The following is an 18,328-nucleotide window of genomic DNA, read 5'->3' as shown; positions in this document are numbered from 1 at the left end:
CCCGGGCCGCCTCGAAGGCCTTCCACCTCATGAGACCGGGCCGGGAGCCGATGTGTGACGCGTCGGCCGGCCGGGATCGGCGGCCCTCGGCAGCAGGAAGCCGTCGACGCGGAGATCGACATGCTCGTTGTAGAACGCGGTCAGCCCGGCGATGCGGTGGGCCTCGACGGTCGGGAAGTCGTAGGTCCAGGCGATGTCCTCGTGGGAGGCGGTGTCGCCGTCGAACGACCAGTAGCCGCTCGTCGTCCCCTTGTACGGACATCGGGTCACCGTGTCCGAGTGCCGCAGCCGGGTCCAGTCGACGGTCGCGCGGTCGAGGTAGTAGCGGGTCGGCAGGCCGGTCTCGAACAGCTTCACGCAGCCGGCGGCCTCCGCCAGCACGACACCGTCCAGCTCGACTCGGACGCTGCTGCCCGAACGCAGCGCGTCCACGCGGGTGTAGGGGCTGCGGGGATGGACGAAGACGGGCTCGTCCTCCTCCAACCAGGAGTCGAGCGCGTCCCACTCGAAGCGCACGGTGTCCCGCAGGGCTCCCGGAGCGCCTTCCCCCCAGACCCAGGCCGAGCCCGCGCGGATCTCCGCGCCGACCCGCAAGGTGTGCCGGTGCGCGGGGCCGGCACCGCGCTGCTCCATGTGCTTGTCGTCGTGGAGCGCCCCCTCCACCAGGTCCTCGACCGGAATGCTGAACTGGGGATAGGCCTGCCGTTCCCACACGTACAGCGCGCGGCGGGTGTCGAAGACGACGCGTCCGCCGATCGTTCCCCGGATGCGGCGTGGAACGGGTTCGACGTGTCCGACCGGGACGATGAGGCTCGGGTGCAGAACGCTTTCGATCGGCATGACGATCACCTCGAGTTCGCTGACGGCGCGCCCGCTGTGTCCGATGGGCCGCGGAGGGCCCTGAACGTACCGTGTGATCACGCGATATAGCCGCACAGTGTTTCAGGCCGGTGCGTCGCACCGCTCGCGAGGGCGGCCCGGTGTGACCGGAGGGGCGTCGGCGACCCACGGTGTCACAGATCCCGGGCCACCCCGGTCAGTGGGCCGTACCTGTTCGCACCCGCGGAGATCCGGCGTCGGCGCGGCACACCGCGCCAGGAAAGGAAGGCAGGCATGTCGTACCCGTACCCGGAACAGAAGTACTGGGGTGAGGACGGTGAGGTCAGCGCCGTCTTCCGACCCGCCACCACACCCCCCGACATCGGCGAGAGCGGCACCGGGACGGACGCCACCCACTACCTGGCGACCACCGGCACCACACGGGGCGAGTTCGGGCTGTACCGGGTGGAGATGCGGCCGAGGGCGGGCGGTCCCGAGACGCACTTCCACAAGCGCATCTCGGAGTCGTTCTTCATCCTGGACGGCACGGTCCGCGTGTTCGACGGCGTGCGCTGGGTCGACGCGCGCAAGGGGGACTTCCTGCACGTGCCTCAGGGCGGCCTGCACGCCTTCCGGAACGACTCCGACGCCCCGGCGGACATGCTGCTCCTGTTCACCCCGGGCGCCCCCCGCGAGGAGTACTTCGAGCAGGTGTCACACCTGGCCCACGCCTCGGAGGAGGAGCGTGCCGCGTTCTTCGACCGGCACGACTCGTACTTCGTCGACCCGCAACACTGACGGTCCGGGGCCCCGCACCGGTGACTTCCCGGCGGCGGCCGGTGTCACGGGTGCGGGGCACCGCGGGGGCACCGCTCAGGACCGGTGCCCGGCGCTGATCTCCCGGTATTCGGCCGCCGTGGGCTTGGGAACCTGTGTACCGGGGCCGTAGAGCGCGCGGCTGAGCCTGCCGCGCAGGCGCTGGGTTCGGGCGGGCACGGCGGCGTCCGGGTCCGGCCCGGGCGCCGGCCGCAGGGGCCGGTACTGCTCGTGGGCGGTCAGGGAGTGCAGCCGCGCCTGGCTGATCGGCTGATGGATCTCGACGTACTCACCGTGCGGAAGTCGTTTGATCACGCCGGTCTCGCGGCCGTGCAACACGCTGTCGCGGTCTCGCCGTTGCAGGCCCAGTGCCACGCGCCGGGTGACGAGGAACGCCACGACCGGGACGACGAACAGGCCGATGCGCACGGCCCAGGTGACGTCGTCGACGGAGACTTGCAGCCGGGTGGCGATCACGTCGTTGGCGGCACCCAGGAGGGCCACCGAGTAGACGCTGAGCCAGGCCACCCCCAGGGCGGTGCGCACCGGCCGGTTGCGAGGGCGGTCCAGCAGGTGCTGGTCGCGGTCGTCGTCCGTGACCCAGGCCTCGATGAAGGGGTAGGCGCCCATCGCCAGGAACAGCAGCACCCCGACCAGCAGGGGCACGAGGTTGTCCAGGGCCAGGGTGTGACCCCGGAGGGCGATTTCCCAGCCGGGCATGACGCGCAGGAAGCCGTCGGCGACGCCCATGTACCAGTCGGGCTGGGAGTCCGCGGAAACCTGGTCGGGACGGAAGGGCCCGTACTTCCAGACGGGGTTGATCTGTGCCACGGCTGCCATGAAGAAGATCACGCCGGACACGAGGAAGAAGTAGCCGCCGGTCTTGACGGCGTGGACCCGGAACGGCAGGCCGACGACGTTGCTGCGGGTACGGCCCGGTCCGGTGTGCTGGGTGTGCCGGTGGCGCAGGGCGAGGGCCACGTGGCCGACGATCAGCGCGATCATCAGTGCGGGGATGACCAGGACGTGGATGGTGTTGAAGCGGGCGGTCAGGTCTTGGCCGGGGAACTCACCGCCGAAGAGGAAGAACGAGAGGTAGGTCCCGACGACCGGGACCGAGAGGATCGTGCCGTTCACGACCTGCAGGCCGGTGCCGGAAAGGAGGTCGTCGGGCAGGTCGTAGCCGGTCAGGCCCGCGAACATGGCGAGGACGAGCAGCAGGAACCCGAATGTCCAGTTCACCTCCCGTGGCTTGCGGAACGCGCCCGTGAAGAAGACCCGCAGCATGTGCGCGAACACGGCGGCGACGAAGACCAGTGCCGCCCAGTGGTGGGCCTGGCGGATGAGCAGACCGCCACGCACGTCGAAGGAGATGCGCAGGGTCGAGTCGAAGGCCTCCGACACCACCTGTCCTCGCAACGGGGCGTAACTGCCCCGGTAGACCACCGGGTCGGACGAAGGGTGGAAGTGGAAACTCAGGTAGACGCCGGTGAGCAGCAGGATGACGAAGCTGTAGAGCGCGATCTCGCCCAGCATGAACGACCAGTGGTCCGGAAAGACCCGGCGCCGAGCGGAACGGGCCAGGCCGCGGTAGCCCAGGCGGCTGTCCGACCATCGGGCGAGTCTCTCCCCGGTGCGCAGCTGTCCCGGCTCGACCGGCCGGCTGTCGTTGTCCATCTCTTCACCCTTCGTCTCTGCGTCACCCGAAGCCCGCCGCGCCGGTGCCGGCCTCCGACGCCGAGCGGCTCGTTCGTCCGTGCCGGGCACGAGCGCGTTCCTCGCGCACGGAGACCGGATCCGGGTTCGGTACCGCCCTGAATCTGCTCGGTGCCGGTCGGTGCGCCGCGTCCGCCGTTTCCGCGGCTGCGCTGTCTGCGACCGACTCGTCCATGGCTGTGCTGTTCGAGCGGGATTCGTTAACTGCTGTCGCAGTCATGACCGATGAGACGGCTTCGATGTGACACGAGACGTTCGGTGCGCGGGGCCGCGGCCGCTGTTCCCGCAATTGCCGCTCTCGCACCGCTTGCGATCACCGCGCCGGGAGGACAGGCCACATGTCACGTCCGGGGCGCCCGAGCCGGCAGACGGTGCTCCGTCCCGTGGTGGTGGGTTTCTCCGGCGGGTCGAGTGCCACGGTGTGATCACACTGGTCACCACTGTTCGTCCCACGCTTCGCCGTGAGGCCGGCCTCACGGCACTCGTGTCACAAACCACCGCCCCGCCCGGTCCTAGTCGTGACCACCCAGAGCGACGGGAGCAATCGTGCCTATCACCGAACGACGTCTAGCCACCACTGTGCTGGTGATCGGTACCGGCGGGGCCGGCCTGCGGGCGGCGATCGAACTGGCCGAGGCCGGCGTGGACGTCATAGCCGTCGGCAAGCGCCCCAAGGAGGACACCCACACCTCGCTGGCCGCCGGCGGGATCAACGCGGCGCTGGCCACGATGGACCCGGAGGACACCTGGCAGCAGCACGCCGCCGACACCCTCAAGGAAAGCTATCTGCTCGGTGACCCCCGCACGGCCGAGATCGTCACCCGAGGGGCGGCCCTGGGCATCGACGACCTGGAACGCTACGGCATGAACTTCGCCCGCGAAGGGGACGGCCGGATCTCGCAGCGCTTCTTCGGCGCCCACACATTCCGCCGCACCGCCTTCGCCGGCGACTACACCGGCCTGGAGATCCAGCGCACCCTCGTCCGGCGCGCCGCCCAGCTCGACATACCCGTGCTCGACAGCGTCTACATCACCCGGCTCCTGGTCCACGACGGTGCCGTCTTCGGGGCCTACGGCTTCGGCCTCGGAAACGGCACGCGCCACCTCGTCCACGCGGACGCCGTCATCCTCGCGGCCGGCGGCCACACCCGTATCTGGCGGCGCACCTCCTCGCGGCGGGACGAGAACACCGGTGACTCCTTCCGTCTGGCGGTCGAGGCCGGTGCCCGCCTGCGCGACCCCGAACTGGTCCAGTTCCACCCGTCCGGCATCATCGAGCCGGAGAACGCCGCCGGCACCCTGGTCAGCGAGGCGGCCCGGGGTGAGGGCGGCATCCTGCGCAACGCCCTGGGCGAGCGGTACATGAACCGCTACGACCCGCAGCGCATGGAACTGTCCACCCGCGACCGCGTGGCCCTCGCCTCCTACACCGAGATCAAGGAAGGCCGCGGCACCCCCAACGGCGGTGTCTGGCTGGACGTCTCCCACCTACCCCGCCGGACGATCATGACTCGGCTCCCCCGGGTCTACCAGACGCTCCTCGATCTCCAGATGCTCGACATCACCCGCGAACCCATCGAGGTCGCCCCCACGGCGCACTACTCGATGGGCGGCGTCTGGGTCCGTCCCGAGGACCACAGCACCGACGTCCGCGGTCTGTACGCCATCGGCGAGGCCTCCAGCGGCCTGCACGGCGCCAACCGCCTCGGCGGCAACAGCCTCATCGAACTGCTCGTCTACGGCCGCATCACCGGCAGGGCCGCCGCGGCCTACTCGGATTCGCTGACCGCGCAGCCCAGGTCCACGGCGGCCGTGGCCGAGGCCCGCGCCGAGGTGGACCGACTGCTCGCCGCCGACGGGTCCGAGAACGTCCGCGCCCTGCAGCGGGCCATCCGCAACACCATGACCGAACACGCGGGCGTCGTCCGTGACGAACAGGGTCTGCGCGCCGGCCTGGCGGAGCTCGACGCCATCGAGAAGCGCATGGAGAACGTCGGAGTCCACCCCGACATCGCGGGCTTCCAGGACCTCGCCCACGCCTTCGACCTCAAGTCGGCCGCCCTCTCGGCGCGCGCCACCCTCGAAGCGGCCCTGGAACGCCGGGAGACCCGTGGCTGCCACAACCGCAGCGACTTCCCCGCCACGGACGCCGCTCTCCGCGTCAACCTCGTCTGGTCCCCGACGACCGGAATCACCCACGAGAGCATCCCACCCGTCCCGGACGAGATCGGGTCCCTCATGGCGGATGTCTCCACGGAGGGGAAGCTCGTCGAGTAGCCGGCCTCTCAACGCCGTTGCCTCATAAGGCGATTCACACCGTGAAAGGTGACCGCCGGTGTCGCGGACACCACGCCGTCGTGATCGATGACAGTGCGGAGTGCTGTGACCGGGACCCCCGGACGGTCCTGAACGGACCCGGCCCGGCGGGCGACTGCCCCGGCCGCCGCGTCGCTCAGTGCCGCTTCTCGACGTCCTTCATCGAGGTCGGACCCAGTTGCCTGGCGCTGGCGTACTCCGGCATCGACATGGGCTTGTCGAACAGGAAGAACGACTGGTTCGTACCGACCGTGAACTCCATGTACGCGCCCGTCGTGGCGTCGAAGCCGTAGTAGGCGTTGCAGGTGGAACCCGACGTGTAGGTGCCGTCCATGCCGGGCTGCGCGAGAACCGCGACGCCGTCGGAGGAGGTCTCCACCCTCTCCGTCGGGGTGAGCATCTTGCAGCGCGGTACGGGCAGGCCCTTCATGATGAAGTACCCGTACTCCCCCCTCGCGTTCTGGATGTAGACGTACGAGAGTTTGCCCCGCTGCCCCCACGTCCTGATCCACTGGTTGATGGCTTCACGGGTGGGTGAGTACTCCATGCGACCCGCGGGCTGCTCGGCCACGAGGTGGTCGTAGTTGTCCTGCTTGGCCTTGTTCTCCTTGTCCTGGCTGGATGCGGTGCAGGACGTCAGGGCGAGGCCCGCGACGAGCGCGACGACGGTGGCCAGGATCATGCGTGCGAACTTCTTCATGCGGTGCCGCTCTCTTCCCGGGATGAGGTGGGGATCAGTCGGTGCACGTCGTCCGTGCGGCACCGGCATCCAGCCGGTAAGGCAGATCCTTGTCGCGGAAGGGCGCGCGGTGCTCCTGGGCGGCCTTCGCGTTGTAGTCGTTGACCGACTCGATCCGCGTGACCTTCAACGCGGTGATCGACTGGTCGATCTGGGCCCTGCGGGTTTCCGAAGCGTCCTTCCGCTCCTCCTTGAGCGCCTGGATCGTCCCTTCGGCGTTCTGCACGGCCTCACACAGGTCGAAGAACTCCTCGTACGTGGTCTGCCGGAATTCACCCGAGCCCACCGTGTTCCCGCGCTTGTCCACCTCGCCGCGGAACGGGGCGGTGATCCACGAGGCGCCGCCGAAGGCGAACACGCCGATCGCGTACAACACCGCCAGGCCGACGACCCCGCCGACGGCCCAGGCCCCCCATCGCGCCCCCTCGCGCAGCCTCCCCATGGCCAGCCCCCCCTTCGCAGGTGGTTCCGCAGTGTGGAGCCACCTTCTGCGAAGGAGGACACGGCGTTCGACGAAACGGTTCCGCAGGCGTTGCGGGGATGCCGACGCGTCGGCGCGGCGCGGCAACGAGAGAGCCGCTCCTCGCTCGCCGGGCCGACGACGGCCCTGTACGGCTCAGCGGTCGTCGAAGAGCTCGCGCAGGAACCGTTCGGGCGCGTTCATGAACGCCCGGGTCAGCACGACCGGCTCGGCATGCTCGTATTCGACGTCCTCGATCGTTCCGTCGGCCTCGAGCTGAAGGATCCTGGCGCCGGGGAGGGCGAGCAGGATCGGCGAGTGGGTGGCCACGACGAACTGGCTCCCCTGGTCGAGGAGTTCCTTCATCCTGGCCATCAGGGCCAGACAGCCCTGCACGGACAGCGCCGCCTCGGGCTCGTCGAGCAGGTAGAGACCGTTCGGCCCGAATCGGTGGTTGACGAGGGCCAGGAAGGACTGGCCGTGTGAGCGTTCGTGCAGGGAGGTACCGCCGTAGGCCGGCAGCAGAGGTGCGCCCGAGCCGCGGTCCAGTCGCTCGATCTCGGTGGCCACGTTGTAGAAGCTCTCCGCGCGCAGGAAGAACCCGGTGCGCGGGCGACGGTTCCAGCACAGGACCAAATGGTCTCCCAGGCTGGACTCGCTGGACCGGGTGGCGAAACGGAACGACCTCGAACCGCCTTCCGCGTTGTACCCCGCGGCGGTGGCGATCGCTTCGACCAGGGTCGACTTGCCCGAGCCGTTGTCGCCGACGAGGAACGTCACCCCGGGATCGAGGTCGAGCCGGCGCGACTCCATGAGGTGAGCGACCACAGGCAGGTCGAAGGGGTACCCGGCGGCGCGGGAGTGCCGGTCCACCTCGACGTGACGCAGGAAACCCGAGGCGAGGTTGGTCATCCTGCGACCCTAGCTCCACCGGTGACGACGGTCGGGCAGGGCAGTCGGCAAACCTGTGGCGCATGCGCGGCGTCCCGGTCAGGATGCGGGATCATGACCCAGCGGGACATCATCCTCAACGAACTTGCCCAAGGACTGCGCCCGATGTCACAGGGTGTCGAGTGGTTCGACACGCTCGGCCCGGCCGAGCGGGCCGAAGCGCTCCTGTTCCTGTCCCATCACTGCACGCAGGCCCGCGCCGTCACCGAGGACGGGCCTGAGAGCATCCGGCGCTCAGGGCTGCGCCCCACGCACACGCCCGCTGTCCTGATCACCCGCCGCCCGATCGACCAGCAGCTGTGGAAGATCGCCGGCCTCACCCCCGTCGACGAACAACGCAAGGCGTTCCGACTCCTCGTCGCGGTGCTCGCGGTCGCCGACGAACGGCGTCGCGCACGCTTCTGCTCCGACGGATGCGGTCACTGGTGGCACAACCTGCCCGTCGACGGCACCCCATGACGAACCCCCCGCGCCGACGGCCGTGCTCATGCGCGCCGGACGCCTGATCGTCGCGGGAGGCGATTTCACGGCGAACCGGGGTAACCGCCTGGCACACGGCGGTTGGACGCCCCCACTCCAAGGAGAACCATGTTCGCACTCACTGCCCGTCGTCTGCGGGGCATCGCGCGTCGGACCTTCGGCTGGCAGCAGTTGCGTCCGGGGCAGCTGAGCGCGATGACGGCCGTGATGAAGGGGCGCGACACACTCGCCGTCATGCCGACCGGCTCGGGCAAGTCCGCCGTGTACCAGGTGCCCGCGGTCCTGCTCGGCGGTCCGGTCGTGGTCGTCTCACCGCTGATCGCCCTTCAGCGGGACCAGATGCAGAGCCTGCTCGGATCCGGCGCGCTGCGCGCCGCCGCCATCAACTCCTCGCAGCGCCGCAGCGACAACGAGACGGCGTGGGAACGCATCAGCGCCTCGTCGATCGACGTGGTCTTCCTCGCTCCCGAGCAACTCGCGAAGCCGGACGTCACCGACCGGCTCGCCGCCGTCCGGCCCCGGCTGCTGGTCGTGGACGAGGCGCACTGCGTGTCGTCCTGGGGCCACGACTTCCGGCCGGACTACCTGCGGCTGCGTCACGCACGCGAGCGGCTCGGCAACCCGCCGGTGCTCGCCCTGACCGCGAACGCCGCGGCCCCGGTACGACGGGACATCGCCGAACGGCTCGGCATGAGCAGGCCGGTGGAGATAGTCACCGGCTTCGACCGGCCCAACATCCACCTGGACGTGTCGGTCTTCCAGGACGCGGCCGCCAAGGAGCGGTTCGTGCTGGAGCGGGCCGCCGCCGAGGAGAAGCCGGGAATCGTGTACGCGGGAACGCGGCGGGCCGCGGACGGCTACGCGAAGCGGTTGAACGACCTCGGACTCCGCGCCGCCGGCTACCACGCCGGCCGGTCCGCCGCCGAACGCCGCGAGACCCAGGACCGGTTCACCTCGGGTGAACTCGACGTGATCGTCGCGACATCCGCGTTCGGGATGGGAATCGACAAGGCGAACGTACGGTTCGTGCTCCACTCGTCCGTCCCCGGCTCGCTCGACGCCTACTACCAGGAGATCGGCCGGGCGGGCCGCGACGGGGCACCGGCCAGAGCGATCCTCGCCTACCGACCCCAGGACCTGGGCCTGCAGCGCTTCTTCGCCGCCGGCGCTCCCGACGCCGACGCGCTCCGCCGTGTCGCGGGGCGGCTGCGCGACGAGCGGGGGCCGGTTGCCGCGCCCCGGCTCCTCGCCGACTGCGGACTCGGGGCGACGGCACTGTCCGCCGTGCTGAATCTGCTGGAGGAAGCCGGGGCCGTCCGTACCGGGCGGGAGGGCAGCCGCTTCGTCGGCGCGGGCGACGCCGACGGCGCCTGCGCGCAGGACGACGTCGACACCGCAGTGCGGGACGCGCTCGCCGTCCACGCCACGCACCGCAAGCTCGAACAGTCCCGCGTCGACATGATGCGCGGTTACGCCGAGACGGCCGACTGCCGGCGGCGGTTCCTGCTCGGGTATTTCGGAGAATCCGTCCCCGTCCCGTGCGGGGCGTGCGACAACTGCGCCGCCCCGACGGCCGGGCCGGTGAACGGGCTGCGGCGCGAACGGTCCGGGAACGGCCCACGGCCGTACAGGACGGCCCCGCGGCAGCGCTGGTGGAACCGGGCCGGTGCCCGGACGAGCGCGGCCGTTCCGGCCTCCCGGACGGCGGAGACGGCCGCGCGCCCAGCGCCGGCCGACCACGGCTATCTGCCGGGGGTCCGCGTGTGCCATGACCAGTGGGGCCAGGGCGAGGTGATGAGCGAGGGCGACGGCAAGGTCACCATCCTGTTCGAGTCGGTCGGATACCGGACCCTGTCGCTGGCCGTGGTGACGGACAAGCGGTTGCTCGCCACATTGCCCGACTCGTCTCGCTGACGGCGGGACCACCGAACCCTTTTGACTATTTCCCATCAACAGAACAGACAGAAAACGCAAGTCTCTGGTCAATACATGGCGGACACGCATATCCCATGCCGGCGGCACTTGCCTCGCCCTACGGTCCATGTACCGAGCAGGAAGACGACTGGCGATCCTGCCGTGAACCGGCATCCGAAGGGGAGGCGCCGCCATGGCGAGCGTGGAAGTGTCACTGAAGGAAATGATCAACGCGGCCGAGGGCGCGATAGGAGCGGCGGTCGTGGATTACACCACCGGTATGGCCCTGGGCACACTGGGCGGGAGCAAGGACCTCGATCTCGCGATCGCCGCGGCCGGGAACACCGACGTGATCCGCGCCAAGGTCCGCACACTGGAGCATCTCGGCCTCAAGGAACGGATCGAGGACATCCTCATCACGCTGGACAGGCAATACCACCTCATCCGGCTGATCACCGCCCGGAGCGGCAACGGCCTTTTCCTTTATCTGGTCCTCGACAAGGAGCGCTCGAACCTGGCCATGGCCCGCCATCAGCTCAGGCGGGTGGAGGAACAACTCGAGGTGTGACGCCGTTCAGCGTCCCGGGATTTCGCACGCCCACGATGTGAAGACTTCTTCAAGTGACCACATCAGCATGGTCACAATCCGTACCTGCGCACGGCTCCGGACGGCGAGGATCAGCTGTCCGGGGCCGATGCGGCGGTGCCGCCCGGTGCCACCGCGTTTCCCGGCGCCCCCATCCCATCCGGCCTCCCAGAGAGTGAATGGCCATGCAAGTCCCTCTCTACCAAGCCAAGGCGGACTTCTTCCGCATGCTGGGACATCCCGTACGGATCCGAGTCCTGGAACTGCTCCAGCACGGGCCGGTACCCGTACGGGAACTGCTCGCCGACATCGAGATCGAACCGTCCAGCCTCTCGCAGCAGTTGGCCGTCCTGCGCCGCTCCGGCATCGTGGTGTCCGTCCGCGAGGGATCCACCGTCACCTACGCGCTGGCCGGCGGCGACGTCGCCGAACTCCTGCGAGCCGCTCGCCGAATCCTCACCGAACTGCTCGACGGGCAGAACGTGCTCCTCGCCGAACTCCGCCAGGCCGATGCGTCCACCGGCGCGGTCGCCGCGAACAACCGCGCCCAATGGCCGTAGCGGACTCACCGCCGGACCGAGTCCTCCGGCGACCGGCGCACCGCTGACGCACAGACGTTCGCCGCTCCGCTCGACGCCTGCATCGCTCGCGCCTTCCGCCTTCGGCGCCCGCTTCGAAGCGAGCAGATCGCGAACGAGGTCTCAGGGCATCGCGCGCTCTTGTCAGGTGCATGCCCTATCATCCCTCCGCCATGGCGCCCGCCGCTCGGCTCGACGTCCTGGCACCGGTCCGCGTTCGCGATCTCACGTTCTGGCCGTCATCGGCGTTTGACGGCTCCGCCGGACATCCATCATGCTTCCACTAATTCATTAGCACAATGATGGTGGAACCCGGGGGCGAGAACGTGATCGACTACCGGATCGACCGCGGCAGCGGCGTGCCGGCCTACGTGCAGATCGTCGAGCAGACCGAACGGGCGCTCAGGACGGGCATCCTGCGGGTCGGCGACAGGCTGCCGACGGCCAAGGAGGTGGTGGCCGCGACCGCCGTCAACCCCAACACCGTGCTGCGGGCCTACCGCGACATGGAGCACGCCGGTCTGGTCGAGCTGCGCCGCGGCCTCGGCACGTTCGTGACGCGCTCCCTCGCCCGGCCCGGCGCGGCGGACGACTCGCCGCTGCGCCGTGAGGTCACCGACTGGGTGACCCGCGCACGGGCCGCCGGCCTGGAGCGGGCCGATGTCCTGGCCATGATCACAGCGGCCCTGGACACCTACGACGACGAGCACGACAGCGCGGTCCCGGGCGACCGGGACGCACACGGGAAGGACGTATGACCGGGCCTGACAGGTCGGTCCCTCCCAGCCGCCGTCCGGCGCTCGGCACACGTCTGCCGGACCACGCTCCGCAGCCCGGTCCCGGTCGCAGGCGCAACCCCAGAACCCCTCAGAGGAAATGGCTCACATGTTCTTCAGGACGCGTACAAGACGGTCTCGCACACTCATAGCCGTCGCCGCCGCGGCCAGCGCCGTACTGGCCGTCGTGCTGACCCTGGCCCTGACCGTCAGCACCTACGATCACACCTCACCGCGTGCCGCCCGTGCCGGGGCCTCGGGATCGGTGACCGGGACCGACTGCCGCAAGGTGAAGTGCGTGGCCCTCAGTTTCGACGGCGGTCCCAGCGCGACGACTCCCAGGCTGCTGGACATCCTCAGACAGGACGGCCTGCACGCGACCTTCTTCGTACAGGGCCGAGGGCACATCGCGAAGTACCCCGACATCCTGCGCCGCATCGCGGCCGAGGGAAACGAAGTCGGCAACCACACCTGGACCCACCCGAGGCTGACCGAGATCGGCGACGCCGAGGCCCGGGCGGAACTGACCCGGACGCAGGACGCCATCGAGCGGATCACCGGCACCAGGCCCGTCCTGATGCGCCCCCCGCAGGGCCGCACCGACCGGAAGGTGGAGAGGATCTGCCGGGAGTTGGGGCTGGCACAGGTCCTGTGGAGCGTCACGGCCAAGGACTACGAGACGACCGACTCCGCCCTGATCACCAAGAGGGTGCTCGACCAGACGCACCGCGACGGCATCATCCTGCTGCACGACCTGCACAAGGGAACCGTGCCCGCCGTCCCGGGGATCATCAAGGCCCTGCGGCAGCGCGGCTACACCATCGTGACCGTGTCCCAGCTGCTCGCCCCCGCCGAGCCCCGGCCCGGCATGGTCTACCGGCCCTGAGCGGGACCGGTCGCCGTCCGGGGCGGGGGCAGCGCCTCGGTCGCGGACACCTACGCGGCCGTGCGGACCGGGTGCGTGCGCCCGGACGGAACACGAGGGCCTACGGGGTCCCGGTGCGGCGCACCTGACGTACGCGGTGCGGATGGCGTGTCCCGCGCCAGAACGACGGGTTCGCCGCCCCCTCACGCCGCCCCCTCACGCCGCCCCCTCACGCCGCATCGCTCGCGCCGCCGCTCTCGCGCCGGCCGGCTCAGTCGAACTCGATGACGATCTTGCCGAGGAGTCCGCCGGACGTCTGCGCCGCGTACGCGGCCGGGGCGTCGCCGAACGGGATCCTGCGGTGGACGACCGGGTGGATGTCGTGGGCCTCGACGTACCGCACGAGATCGCGGTGCATGGCCTGACTGCCCACCGCGACGCCGCGGATGCGGGCCTGCTTGCCCAGCAGGGCGTACCCGTCCAGGGGGCCTCCGGCGGCATCGAACAGGCCTAGGGTGGCGACCTCGCCGCCCGGGGCGAGGGCGGCCAGCGCCTGGTCCAGGATCGACACGCCGACGCTGTCGACCACCTTGTCCACGCCGCCGGACAGCTCGAAGACCGCCTGCCCCCAGTCAGGCGTGACACCGCTGTCGACGTAGCCCGCGGCGCCGAGGCCGACCAGGGCCTCACCAGCGGAAGCGTCGCGGACGACGGCATGGACCCGGGCGCCGGCCGCCCGGGCGAGCTGGAGCGCGAAGAGCGCCACACCGCCGCTGCCGATGATCAGGACACTGCTGTCCGCCGTGATCGCGTGGTCGCCGAAGAGCGCGTTCCAGGCCGTGAGGGCCGCCACCGGGAGGGTGGCCGCCTCCGCGTGGTCCAGATTGGCGGGAGCGCGCATCACGCGCTCGGCCGGGAGGACGACGTACTCGGCGAGGACGCCGTCCTCGTGCAGCGCGCCCAGCCCCAGGCCCATGGCGGCGGGAGGGCGGCCGTCGCTCCAGTCGAGCACGTGCAGATCGGTGACCCGGTCCCCCACGCTCCAGCCCTCGACCCCCGGGCCCACGGCGTCGATCTCGCCCGCGATGTCCGACAGCGGGACGAGGTCCTGCTGCGGGAGCCGTCCGAAGGGGCCCTTGAGGATCAGCTGGTCCCGGTAGTTCACCGAGATCGCCCGGGCCCGGATGCGGATCTCGCCGGGGCCGGGAACGGGCACGGGTGTCTCGTCCAGGACGAGCTCGGCGGCATCGGCCGCGCCCGCGGGCAGTACCCAGCGCCTCATCAGCCGCTGGGCGGGTACGTCGGCGTCGGTGTGCGGAAACGTGGTGTGCGGGGAAGTCATGGACCCTTTCCAGAGCGGCCCGCGAGTCCTGGGCCAGGTCAGGATGAACCTGGTCATGGCAGGACCATCCGGGCTCGGCGGGGCCTCCTAGACTGGAGCGGTGCCGAACGACCGAGCCGCGCTGGGAGCGTTTCTCCGCTCCCGCCGAGACCGCCTCACCCCGTCGCAGGCCGGTATCGAACCCTTCCCTGGCGCCCGGCGGGTGCCGGGACTGCGCAAGGACGAGCTGGCCGTGGCGGCGGGCATGAGCCCCGACTACTACAGCCGGCTCGAGCAGGGCCGCCAGAGGAACGTCTCCTCCGACGTGCTCGACGCACTGGCCCGAGCCCTCCGCCTGGACGAGGTCGAACGCGCGCACCTCCACGACCTGGCGGCCCCGCTCACCCGGAGCCCTTCCGCGGGTCCGCGCGCCGGCCGGCATCCCGACGCCGGGCTGCTGCGCGTGATGCGGACTCTGGACCATGTCCCGGTGCTGCTGCTGGGCCGTCGCGGTGAGGTCCTGGCCCGCAACGCGCTGCTGACGGAGGTCCTGGGCAGCCCGCTGGAGCCGGGGGCGTCGTTCGTCCGTTTCATGTTCCGGGATCCGGCGGCCCGTGCCCGGATCGTGAACTGGTCCGACTTCGCCTCGGCGACGGTCGCGACCATGCGACGGGAGACCGCACGCCACCCGGACGACCGACGTCTCACCGCGCTCATGGACGAACTGCGCTCGACCGACGCCGACGTCGCCCGGTGGTGGGAGGACCAGACGGTCCGCGACTACGCCTCGGTGGAGAAGCACGTCCGGCACCCCACGGCGGGTCCGATGTCCTTCGCCATCGAGGTGGTCGGCGCACCGCACGAGCCGGACCAGCGTCTCGTCGTCTACACGGCCGAGCCCGGCTCCCCCACGGCTCACGCCCTGGCGGTCCTGGCCGGCTCGAACGCCGTCCCCCGGCACTGACCCGGTCGGCCCGCGTCACCCCGATACCGGTGTCCGCCCGTCGTGCCGGGTGTCCCCGACGGCGGCGGGACAGCCGCGGCTCCCGGTCAGTCGGGCTGCAGGACGAAGTCGTACTCGGCGTGCAGATGGGGCACTTCGAGTGTGCCGCCGTCCGGAGCGGCGCCCGCCCCGCGCTCGGTGAAGGGCGTGATCAGCGCGTCCTTGGTGCCGAAGACGACATCGGATTCGAGGTATTGGCCGCCCTCCTGGAACAGGTGGGTGGTCAGCTTCCGGAAGCCCGGTTCGTGGATGAGGAAGTGGACGTGCGCGGGCCTGAAGTGGCTGATGTCCGTCCGGCGCATCAGGTCGCCGACGGGGCCGTCCATGGGGATGGCGTAGCCGCGCGGCGCGATGGTGCGGATGCAGTAGGTGCCGTCCTCGCGGGTCCGGTACTTGGCCCGCAGACGGGCCTCGTCGATCTCGGGGAGCTGGGCCTCGTAGGCACCGTCCGCGTCGGCCTGCCAGACGTCCAGCACGGCGCCCGGGAGGGGCTTGCCCCCGGTGTCGGTCACCTTGCCGGTGAAGAACAGCGGGGTGCCCTCGATGCCTTCCGACATGTCGAAGCCGTAGGGGGCGGTCGGCGAGCCGTCGACGTGGAAGGGTCCGAGCACGGTGGCGGGGGTCGCCCGCGGCCCGAACCTGTTGTTCAACTGGACCACCAGGGTGCTCAGTCCGAGGACGTCGGAGGTGAGGATCAGTTCCTGGCGCTTGTCGTCGCAGGTCTGGCCGGCGGCGGTCAGCCACTCGATGGCGGCCGTCCACTCGTCCTCGGTGAGCTGCACCTCCCGCGAGAAGTCGTGCAGATGACGGATCAGCTCGGTCATGAGCAGGCCCAGCCGTGGGGAGTGTGCGGTGCCCCAGCGCTGGACGGCCAGCTCGGTGATGTTGTCCTCGTCGACGGACACGGTCGCGGCTCCTAGGTCTGCGGTCGGGTGGAGAGGATGTGGCGGTCCCGGGCTCAGTCCTCGCGCGGTCCCCGCGCGAGGGGAGCCGCGGGGTAGGGGTCCGGCGGGACGGGGGTGTTGTTGAGGTCGACGGACAGGAAGACGTCCTGGGCGACCGGGTGGCGCAGTTCCTCGGCGAGCTGGCCGATCAGTCCGGCGGTGCGGGCCAGCAGCGCGAAGCCGCGCAGCAGCGGCAGCGGGAGACCGAGGTCGGCGAGGGCGGCGCCGCACACTCCGGCTCCGTTGAGGGGCAGCGTTCTTCCGAGCACGGCCGGATGGACTCGGCCGACGGCGGCGAACAGCCTCAGGTGCGGCCCGAAGACGCCCTCTTCCTCCGCGATCCGCATCAGCCGAGGCGTACGGGGATCGCCCTCCTTGTGGACGTGGTGCCCCAGGCCGGGCACGAACTCCCCGGCCGCGCGCCGCTCCCGGAGCGTGCGCAGCGCGAGTTCGTCCCAGGCCGCGTCGTGGGTGGGCAGGTCACCGTCCAGGGATTCCAGTACGTCGTGCAGGAAGCGGCCGGTGTCCTCGGTGACGCCCAGGAAGCGGGAGCCGCCGCCGAGCAGGCCGGCGGCGAGGGCGCCCTGCACGGAGTCCGGTGCGGAGAGGTAGGTCAGGCGGGTGACGATGGCCGTGGGGGTGAATCCGTGGTCGGCCAGTGCGGCGAGCACGGCCTCGAAGACGCGTGTCTCGCCGGTGGTGGGCCTGCGCTGGGTGGCGAGCCAGAAGGCGAGTTCACCGAAGCCGACCGAACCCATGATGTCCTCGGCCAGGTCGTGGCCGAGCAGGGTGATGGTCCTCAGGTCGGAGGCGCCCAGCGCGGTGGGATAGGCGGGGCGGGGTGTCGGGTCAGCCATGGTCGGCCTCCTCCTGCGCGTCCAGCCACATGCGCAACTCGGCTCCGTGTTCGTCGAGTTCGGGGGGCGGCAGCCGGTAGGCGGCCGGGGTGGCGGAGAACCGGACGGGGTGCCTGGTGGTGGGCACCGCGCGGTCCCCCTCGCCCACGGTGACGACCGGGTCGAGCCCGAAGCGCTCGGCCATGGCGAACCCGCCGTCGATGGTGTTGATCGGCCCGCTCGGCACACCGGCCGCCACCAGCGCCTCGAACCATTCGGTGGCGCCGCGCGTCGCGAGCCTCTCGACCAGCAGCGGACGTAGTTGTTCGCGGTGGGCGGTGCGGTCGGCGTTGCGCGCGAACCGCGGGTCGTCGGCCACCTCCGGGATGCCCAGCACCTCGCAGAGCCTGCGGAACTGGCCGTCGTTGGCGGCGGTCACGATCAGGTCGTTGTCGGCGGTGGGCAGCGGCTCGTACGGGAAGACGCTGGGGTGGGCGTTGCCCATCCGGTACGGCACCTGGCCGCCGGCGACGTAGGCCGAACTGTGGTTGACCAGTCCGGTCAGGGCCGACGACAGCAGGTTCACCTCGACGAGCTGACCCGTGCCGGTGGCGTCCCGGTGCCGCAGTGCGGCGAGGATGCCGATCGCGGCGTGGTTGCCGGCCATCACGTCGAACACGGATATCCCGGCCCGGTAGGGCGGGCCGTCCGGGTCGCCGGTGAGGCTCATGAGCCCGGAGATGGCCTGCACCATGAGGTCGTAGCCGGGGACGTCGCGGCCGGGTCCGGCGCCGAAGCCGGTGATGGACGTGTAGATCAGCGCCGGGTTGTCCCGCCGGACCGTTTCGAAGTCCAGTCCGTACTTGGCCATGCCGCCGGGCTTGAGGTTCTCGATCAGGACGTCCGCGCGACGGGCCAGCTTCCGGGCGACCTCGGCGTCGTCCTCGTCACGCAGGTCCAGGGCGATCGAACGCTTCCCGCGGTTTATCCCGAGGTAGTAGGTGGAGACCTCGCCGCGGGTGGGAGGCATCCAGGTGCGGGTGTCGTCGCCGTCGGGTCCCTCCACCTTGACCACGTCCGCCCCGAGGTCGGCGAGCAGCATCGTGGCGTAGGGCCCGGCGAGGATCCGCGAGAAGTCCGCGACCAGTACCCCGGAGAGCGGTGCGGTGGTGTCCTGCCGAGTGGTCCTGGCGTTCTCGGACATCATC

18 protein-coding genes are annotated in these 18,328 nt (G+C 70.5%); 9 read left to right on the top strand and 9 right to left on the bottom strand.

The window, feature by feature from the left end; translation table 11 throughout:
• Nucleotides 1-27: 27 nt before the first annotated feature.
• Nucleotides 28-840 carry a DUF427 domain-containing protein gene (locus ACFY3I_RS16405; RefSeq protein WP_390861124.1) on the bottom strand — a complete coding sequence of 271 codons (813 nt, stop codon included), beginning with the start codon at nt 838-840 and terminating at the stop codon, nt 28-30.
• 273 nt (nt 841-1,113) lie between these two features.
• On the opposite strand from ACFY3I_RS16405, the gene ACFY3I_RS16400 reads away from it, so the two are divergent.
• Entirely contained in the window at nt 1,114-1,617 is a 504-nt protein-coding gene (locus ACFY3I_RS16400; protein WP_390861123.1) for a cupin domain-containing protein, read from the top strand.
• 75 nt (nt 1,618-1,692) lie between these two features.
• Here the strand turns inward: ACFY3I_RS16400 and ACFY3I_RS16395 are convergent, their stop codons facing one another.
• The gene (locus ACFY3I_RS16395; protein WP_390861122.1) at nt 1,693-3,312 is read right to left on the bottom strand and encodes a cytochrome bc complex cytochrome b subunit; all 1,620 of its coding nucleotides are present in this window, start codon (nt 3,310-3,312) and stop codon (nt 1,693-1,695) included.
• A 585-nt stretch (nt 3,313-3,897) separates the two neighbouring features.
• On the opposite strand from ACFY3I_RS16395, the gene ACFY3I_RS16390 reads away from it, so the two are divergent.
• Entirely contained in the window at nt 3,898-5,628 is a 1,731-nt protein-coding gene (locus ACFY3I_RS16390) for an L-aspartate oxidase (RefSeq protein ID WP_390861121.1), read from the top strand.
• Nucleotides 5,629-5,803: 175 nt separating this feature from the next.
• Here ACFY3I_RS16390 and ACFY3I_RS16385 read toward each other — a convergent pair whose 3' ends face one another.
• The 3 genes from ACFY3I_RS16385 to ACFY3I_RS16375 form a co-directional block, all read right to left on the bottom strand.
• A complete protein-coding gene (locus ACFY3I_RS16385; protein WP_390861120.1) occupies nt 5,804-6,367 on the bottom strand; it encodes a hypothetical protein in 564 nt (187 codons plus the stop codon).
• A gap of 34 nt (nt 6,368-6,401) precedes the next feature.
• A complete protein-coding gene (locus ACFY3I_RS16380) occupies nt 6,402-6,848 on the bottom strand; it encodes a hypothetical protein (protein ID WP_365290899.1) in 447 nt (148 codons plus the stop codon).
• 174 nt (nt 6,849-7,022) lie between these two features.
• Nucleotides 7,023-7,778: an AAA family ATPase gene (locus ACFY3I_RS16375; RefSeq protein ID WP_390861119.1), complete on the bottom strand. Its 756-nt coding sequence runs from the start codon at nt 7,776-7,778 to the stop codon at nt 7,023-7,025.
• Between the two features lie 93 nt (nt 7,779-7,871).
• On the opposite strand from ACFY3I_RS16375, the gene ACFY3I_RS16370 reads away from it, so the two are divergent.
• From ACFY3I_RS16370 to ACFY3I_RS16345, 6 genes are all read left to right on the top strand, one after another.
• Nucleotides 7,872-8,276 (top strand): DUF5958 family protein, encoded by a 405-nt coding sequence (locus ACFY3I_RS16370; RefSeq protein WP_390861118.1) that lies wholly within the window; start codon nt 7,872-7,874, stop codon nt 8,274-8,276.
• A 129-nt stretch (nt 8,277-8,405) separates the two neighbouring features.
• Nucleotides 8,406-10,211 (top strand): RecQ family ATP-dependent DNA helicase, encoded by a 1,806-nt coding sequence (locus tag ACFY3I_RS16365; RefSeq protein ID WP_390861117.1) that lies wholly within the window; start codon nt 8,406-8,408, stop codon nt 10,209-10,211.
• Between the two features lie 193 nt (nt 10,212-10,404).
• Entirely contained in the window at nt 10,405-10,779 is a 375-nt protein-coding gene (locus ACFY3I_RS16360) for a hypothetical protein (protein WP_390861116.1), read from the top strand.
• Between the two features lie 203 nt (nt 10,780-10,982).
• The gene (locus ACFY3I_RS16355) at nt 10,983-11,357 is read left to right on the top strand and encodes an ArsR/SmtB family transcription factor (RefSeq protein WP_390861115.1); all 375 of its coding nucleotides are present in this window, start codon (nt 10,983-10,985) and stop codon (nt 11,355-11,357) included.
• Nucleotides 11,358-11,674: 317 nt separating this feature from the next.
• Nucleotides 11,675-12,133 (top strand): GntR family transcriptional regulator, encoded by a 459-nt coding sequence (locus ACFY3I_RS16350; protein ID WP_390861114.1) that lies wholly within the window; start codon nt 11,675-11,677, stop codon nt 12,131-12,133.
• A gap of 127 nt (nt 12,134-12,260) precedes the next feature.
• Nucleotides 12,261-13,037, top strand: a complete 777-nt coding sequence (locus ACFY3I_RS16345) for a polysaccharide deacetylase family protein (protein WP_390861113.1) — start codon at nt 12,261-12,263, stop codon at nt 13,035-13,037.
• Nucleotides 13,038-13,287: 250 nt separating this feature from the next.
• Here the strand turns inward: ACFY3I_RS16345 and ACFY3I_RS16340 are convergent, their stop codons facing one another.
• The gene (locus ACFY3I_RS16340) at nt 13,288-14,358 is read right to left on the bottom strand and encodes an NAD(P)-dependent alcohol dehydrogenase (protein WP_390861112.1); all 1,071 of its coding nucleotides are present in this window, start codon (nt 14,356-14,358) and stop codon (nt 13,288-13,290) included.
• Nucleotides 14,359-14,458: 100 nt separating this feature from the next.
• On the opposite strand from ACFY3I_RS16340, the gene ACFY3I_RS16335 reads away from it, so the two are divergent.
• Nucleotides 14,459-15,301, top strand: a complete 843-nt coding sequence (locus tag ACFY3I_RS16335; protein ID WP_390861111.1) for a helix-turn-helix transcriptional regulator — start codon at nt 14,459-14,461, stop codon at nt 15,299-15,301.
• Nucleotides 15,302-15,387: 86 nt separating this feature from the next.
• Here the strand turns inward: ACFY3I_RS16335 and ACFY3I_RS16330 are convergent, their stop codons facing one another.
• From ACFY3I_RS16330 to ACFY3I_RS16320, 3 genes are read right to left on the bottom strand one after another with little or no spacing between them, the layout of a single operon-like run.
• Nucleotides 15,388-16,245, bottom strand: a complete 858-nt coding sequence (locus ACFY3I_RS16330) for a dioxygenase (protein ID WP_390861110.1) — start codon at nt 16,243-16,245, stop codon at nt 15,388-15,390.
• A gap of 53 nt (nt 16,246-16,298) precedes the next feature.
• Nucleotides 16,299-17,141, bottom strand: coding sequence for a citryl-CoA lyase (locus ACFY3I_RS16325; RefSeq protein ID WP_390861109.1), 843 nt, complete (start codon nt 17,139-17,141; stop codon nt 16,299-16,301).
• Nucleotides 17,134-18,324 carry a CaiB/BaiF CoA transferase family protein gene (locus ACFY3I_RS16320; RefSeq protein WP_390861367.1) on the bottom strand — a complete coding sequence of 397 codons (1,191 nt, stop codon included), beginning with the start codon at nt 18,322-18,324 and terminating at the stop codon, nt 17,134-17,136. The genes ACFY3I_RS16325 and ACFY3I_RS16320 overlap by 8 nt, the downstream gene beginning before the upstream one ends.
• Nucleotides 18,325-18,328: the final 4 nt, after the last annotated feature.

Origin of the sequence: Streptomyces sp. NPDC001068 (assembly GCF_042897315.1) — a bacterium.
GTDB lineage: Bacteria > Actinomycetota > Actinomycetes > Streptomycetales > Streptomycetaceae > Streptomyces.
The sequence above is the reverse complement of the archived record's forward strand: the minus strand, read 5'-3'. Positions and strand labels throughout refer to the sequence as shown.